The following is a 4,611-nucleotide window of genomic DNA, read 5'->3' as shown; positions in this document are numbered from 1 at the left end:
CGACGCCGGCCCGCCCCAGGAGGGGCGGGCCGGCGTCGTCTGTTGGTGGCTAGCCGACGTACGGCTTCGCGGAGAGGATCTCCACGGTGATGTCCTTGCCGTTCGGGGCGGTGTAACTGAGCTTGTCGCCCTCCTTGTGGCCGACGATGGCCGAGCCCAGCGGGGACTTCTCGCTGAAGACATCCAGGTCCGAGTCGCCGGCGATCTCGCGGGAGCCCAGCAGGAAGGTTTCCTCGTCGCCAGCGATCTTCGCGACGACGATCATGCCCGGTTCGACGATTCCGTCGTCGGCGGGAGCCTCGCCCACGTGGGCGTCGCGCAGCAGGACGGTCAGCTGGCGGATGCGGGCCTCGATCTTGCCCTGCTCCTCCTTGGCGGCGTGGTATCCACCGTTCTCCTTGAGGTCGCCCTCCTGGCGGGCGGCTTCGATCTTCTGAACGATTTCCGCCCGGCCGGCGCCGGAGAGGTGGTCCAGCTCTGCCTTCAGGCGGTCAAAAGCTTCCTGGGTAAGCCAAGCTGCAGTTGCGCTGTTGGTGGTCGACACGGACTTCTCCTTTGGTGGATAAACAAGCTGGTCAAACAAAACGGGTCAAACGAACTGGTCAAACAAGCAAAGACCCCGCCACGGTGGCCACTTATGGAACTCAGCAACCAGCTCAGCGGGGTTAAGGTATTGGTCCATTGTAGTCAATGCTGTGGATAAACCAAAGAACCTGAGCGGCGCAGGTCACACCGTGTTACGCGTTGCGTCACACGCGTGGGGCGGTCGTTACTTGTTGGCGGGAGGCAGCCAGCAGTTGTCGACGACGGCGGAGACCGCCTGAGATTCGGTCCGCAGCGTCACGCGCTGGGCGGTGGTGTGGCCGCCGTCGGTCCCGGCCGAGGCGTCGTTCGGGCCGATGGTGACGACCTTCCAGCCGACCACCGCGAACTTCGAATCAAGGGCCTTCACGGCGCAGGCGGCGGTGCTGTCCGGGTTCTTCGTGACCTGGAAGTCCAGCTGGGCGAGGGTGGCGTCCGGGGTGCTGTAGCCGATGTCCTTGAAGCTGACGGACCCGGTGGCTGCGGAGGTTGCCACCCAGGCGAGGAAGGCCACCGCGACGGCCAGGGCCGCGATCAGGAGGTTGCGCCTGCGCTTGCGTCCGTCGGTGGTCCCGGCGGTGCTTCCGGCCTTGCCGAAGCTGCCGCCCATGGCGCGCTTTTGACCGCCGTAGCGATTGGCTAGGCTGGTGGGTGCCGGCGCGGGTGCTGCAGGCTGCTCCTCGGAAGTCACCAGTCCAGTTTAGTGTGGATCGGTCAGCCCGAAATCACCCGGCTCGAACCACCCAGAGAAGAAAGAGGAGCCGTCCGACGATGACAGCGTCCCCCAGCCCGTCCGCCCCGCTTCGGCTCCTCGCCGTCCACGCCCACCCCGACGACGAATCCAGCAAGGGCGCGGCGACCATGGCCATGTACGCCGCGGCCGGCGTCGACGTCCTGGTGGCCACTTGCACCGATGGCTCCCGCGGCGACATCCAGAACCCGCAGATGGAGTCCGCGCCGCACCCCAAGCGGGACATGGCCGGCGCCCGCCGGCTGGAGATGGCTAACGCGGCCAAGGTGCTGGGCATCCGGCAGCGCTGGCTGGGCTTCGTGGACTCCGGCCTGCCCGAGGGCGACCCGCTGCCGCCGCTGCCGGCCGGATCCTTCGCGACGCTGCCGCTGGAGCGCGCCGCCGCGCCGTTGGTCCGCTTGGTCCGGTCCTTCAAGCCGCACGTGATCCTCAGCTACGACGAGAACGGCGGCTACCCGCACCCGGACCACATCATGGCCCACCGCGTCGCCGTCGAGGCCTTCGAGGCCGCGGGCAACCCGGACCGCTACCCGGGCACCGGGGAGGCCTGGACCCCCAGCAAGCTCTACTACGACCGTGCCTTCAGCCCGGAACGGTTCAAAGCCCTGCACTACGCCCTGGAGGAGGCCGGCCTGCAGTCGCCGTACGCCGAGCGGATCGCCGCCTGGCTTGAGGCCGACGCCGAGGGCCACACCCCGCCGGCGCCCACCCACGAAACCACCACCCAGATCCAGTGCGGGGACTACTTCGAAGCCCGGGACAACGCCCTGCGCGCGCACCGGACGCAGATCGACCCGGAAGGGTTCTTCTTCGCCGTCTCCCCGGCGATGCAGCGGCAGACCTGGCCGTGGGAGGACTACTCGCTGATCACCTCCCGGGTCCCCGCCGAACTGCCGGAAACGGACTTCTTCGCCGGGCTAAGATAGACCCAGCAGAGACTTCTATGCCGCGTAGAAAAGCGGCGTCGGAGCCCTGACCCCCAGTTCCTCACAGAAGGTTTACCCGTGCACTCCTTGTTCATTGCCCTGGCCACCGCCCCGGCGCCTTCCCCGACGCCGTCACTGCGCCCCGGGCTCGACCAGGACCAGGTCAGCCCGGGCCTGCTGGGATTCGTGCTCACCGCCTTCATCGTCATCCTCAGCGCCCTGCTGATCGTGGACATGGTGCGCCGGATCCGGCGGGTCCGCTACCGGGCCCAGGTGGAGGAAGAACGCGCCGCGGCCGAGGGCGGAGCTGACACGGGAGCCGACGTTACTCCCGGCGCCGGGACCCTCGACGGCGGCAGGGACGGATCCGGACCGGCCCGCCCGGAGGCCAACGGTGACGCGGGACCCGGAAGCCGCTGACACCCCCTCGGCGGGGGAGCCACCGGTGACGGGCAACGCCATGGCCGGCGAGCCCTCCGCCTACCTGCGCCAGCACTCCGGCAACCCGGTGCACTGGCAACCCTTCGGCGACGCGGCCTTCGCCGCCGCCGCGGACCGGGACGTGCCGGTCTTCCTCTCCATCGGCTACGCGGCCTGCCACTGGTGCCACGTCATGGCCGGGGAGTCCTTCGAGGACCCGGAGACCGCCCGGTACCTGAACGAGCACTTCGTCTCCGTCAAGGTGGACCGGGAGGAACGCCCCGACGTCGACGCCACCTACATGGCCGCCACCCAGGCGCTCACCGGCGAGGGCGGCTGGCCGATGTCCGTGTTCCTGCTCCCCGACGGCCGGGCCTTCCACGCCGGAACCTACTTCCCGCCCCGGCCGATGCCGGGCCGGCCCTCCTTCCGCCAGGTGCTGGAAGCGGTGCACGTGGCCTGGGCGGAGCGCCGGGAGGCCGTGGAAGCCAACGCCGCGGCGCTGGCCCGCGGGCTGGCGGACCTGCACGCCCGCTCCGCCGTGCGCCTGCAGCCCCCCGGCAGTGGCAGCGACGCGGCAGATGCCGGGCCGGGCACCCCGGACCCGGAGGTGCTCGCCGACGCTGTCCGCGCGCTGGCGGCGGCCGAGGACGCCGGGGGTGGCTTCGGCGCCGCCCCCAAATTCCCGCCGTCGGCCGTCCTGGAGTTCCTGATCCGGCACGCCGCGGTCCCGTCCGCGACAGCAGAAACGGCCCGCGGGATCGCCGGCCGCACCCTGGCCGCCATGGCCCGCTCCGCGCTCTACGACCAGCTCGACGGAGGGTTCGCCCGGTATTCGGTCACCCGGGACTGGTCCCTCCCGCACTTCGAGAAGATGCTCTACGACAATGCCCTGCTGCTGCGGGCCTGCGCGCACTGGGTCCGGTTGGGCGGCTCCGACGAGTACCCCGCCGCGGAGGCCGCGGAGACCGCGGCCGGAACCGCGGACTGGATGCTGGCGGCCCTGGGCCTGACCGACTCCGCCGGCGAACTGGCGGCCCTCGCCTCGTCCCTGGACGCGGACACTGTGGTGGACGACGTCCATCAAGAGGGCGCAACCTACCTTTGGACCGCCGCGGAACTCGCCGATGTCCTGGGCCGGGACGACGGGGCCGCCGTCGCCCGGCTCATGCACGTCGGCCCGTCCGGGGTTCCGCTGCACCCCGGCGGCGCCGCCGCTGCCGGCCTCACCGTGGAGGACCGCCGGCTCTGGCAGCGGGTGCGCCCGGCGCTGCGTGCGGCACGATCGGCGCGGCCGCAGCCGGCCCGGGACGAGAAGGTGGTGGCCGGCTGGAACGGCCTGGCCCTCGGCGCCCTTGCCGACGCCGCCGCCGTGCTGGACGGAACCGAACTGGGAACCGAACTGAACCGGGCAGAGCTCCTGGCCGCCGGCGAGCGGATCGCGGAGTATCTGGAACGGGTGCACTGGACGCCGGGGACGGACGGCGAGCCGGGGTTGCTGGTCCGGGTCTCTCACGACGAGCGGGCCCGCGGCATTGGCGGCCTGCTGGAGGACTACGCGTTCTGCAGCGAGGGCCTCTTCGCGCTCTACGCCGCAACGGGACAGACCCGCTGGTACGCCCTGGCCGAGGGGATCCTCTTGGCCGCCTGCGAACGCTTTGCCGCCGGCGGAACCCTGCGCGACGCCGCCGGGGAATCCGCCCAGGTAGGCAACGCCCAGGGTGGCGGCGCCGGGGCTGACCCGTTCGACGACGCCACCCCCAGCGGCGCGGCGGCTTTCGCCGGTGCGCTGCTCAGCTACGCCGCCCTCACCGGCTCCACCGGGCACCGCAGCCTCGCCGAACAAATCCTGGCCCTCCTGCCCCCGCTGGCCCGGCAGGCGCCCCGGGCCGCCGGCGGCCTGCTCGCCGCCGCCCAGGCCGCCGTCGCCGG

5 protein-coding genes are annotated in these 4,611 nt (G+C 71.3%); 3 read left to right on the top strand and 2 right to left on the bottom strand.

The features are described from left to right. Positions 1–49 precede the first annotated feature (49 nt). Both greA and AB0305_RS22695 read right to left on the bottom strand, forming a co-directional pair. Positions 50–544 carry a transcription elongation factor GreA gene (greA, locus tag AB0305_RS22700; protein ID WP_290258557.1) on the bottom strand — a complete coding sequence of 165 codons (495 nt, stop codon included), beginning with the start codon at positions 542–544 and terminating at the stop codon, positions 50–52. Between the two features lie 225 nt (positions 545–769). Beyond that, a complete protein-coding gene (locus tag AB0305_RS22695) occupies positions 770–1,273 on the bottom strand; it encodes a DUF4307 domain-containing protein (RefSeq protein ID WP_364136825.1) in 504 nt (167 codons plus the stop codon). A gap of 80 nt (positions 1,274–1,353) precedes the next feature. Between AB0305_RS22695 and mca the strand changes: the two genes are divergently transcribed. The 3 genes from mca to AB0305_RS22680 form a co-directional block, all read left to right on the top strand. Continuing rightward, positions 1,354–2,259 (top strand): mycothiol conjugate amidase Mca, encoded by a 906-nt coding sequence (gene mca / locus AB0305_RS22690; protein WP_364136827.1) that lies wholly within the window; start codon positions 1,354–1,356, stop codon positions 2,257–2,259. Between the two features lie 78 nt (positions 2,260–2,337). Beyond that, a complete protein-coding gene (locus AB0305_RS22685) occupies positions 2,338–2,679 on the top strand; it encodes a hypothetical protein (protein ID WP_364136829.1) in 342 nt (113 codons plus the stop codon). 40 nt (positions 2,680–2,719) lie between these two features. Continuing rightward, positions 2,720–4,611 (top strand): DUF255 domain-containing protein (locus AB0305_RS22680; RefSeq protein WP_366174129.1); only part of this gene is annotated, 1,892 nt, incomplete at its 3' end.

The sequence above is a fragment of the Arthrobacter sp. NPDC080086 genome (assembly GCF_040702285.1).
The sequence above is the reverse complement of the archived record's forward strand: the minus strand, read 5'-3'. Positions and strand labels throughout refer to the sequence as shown.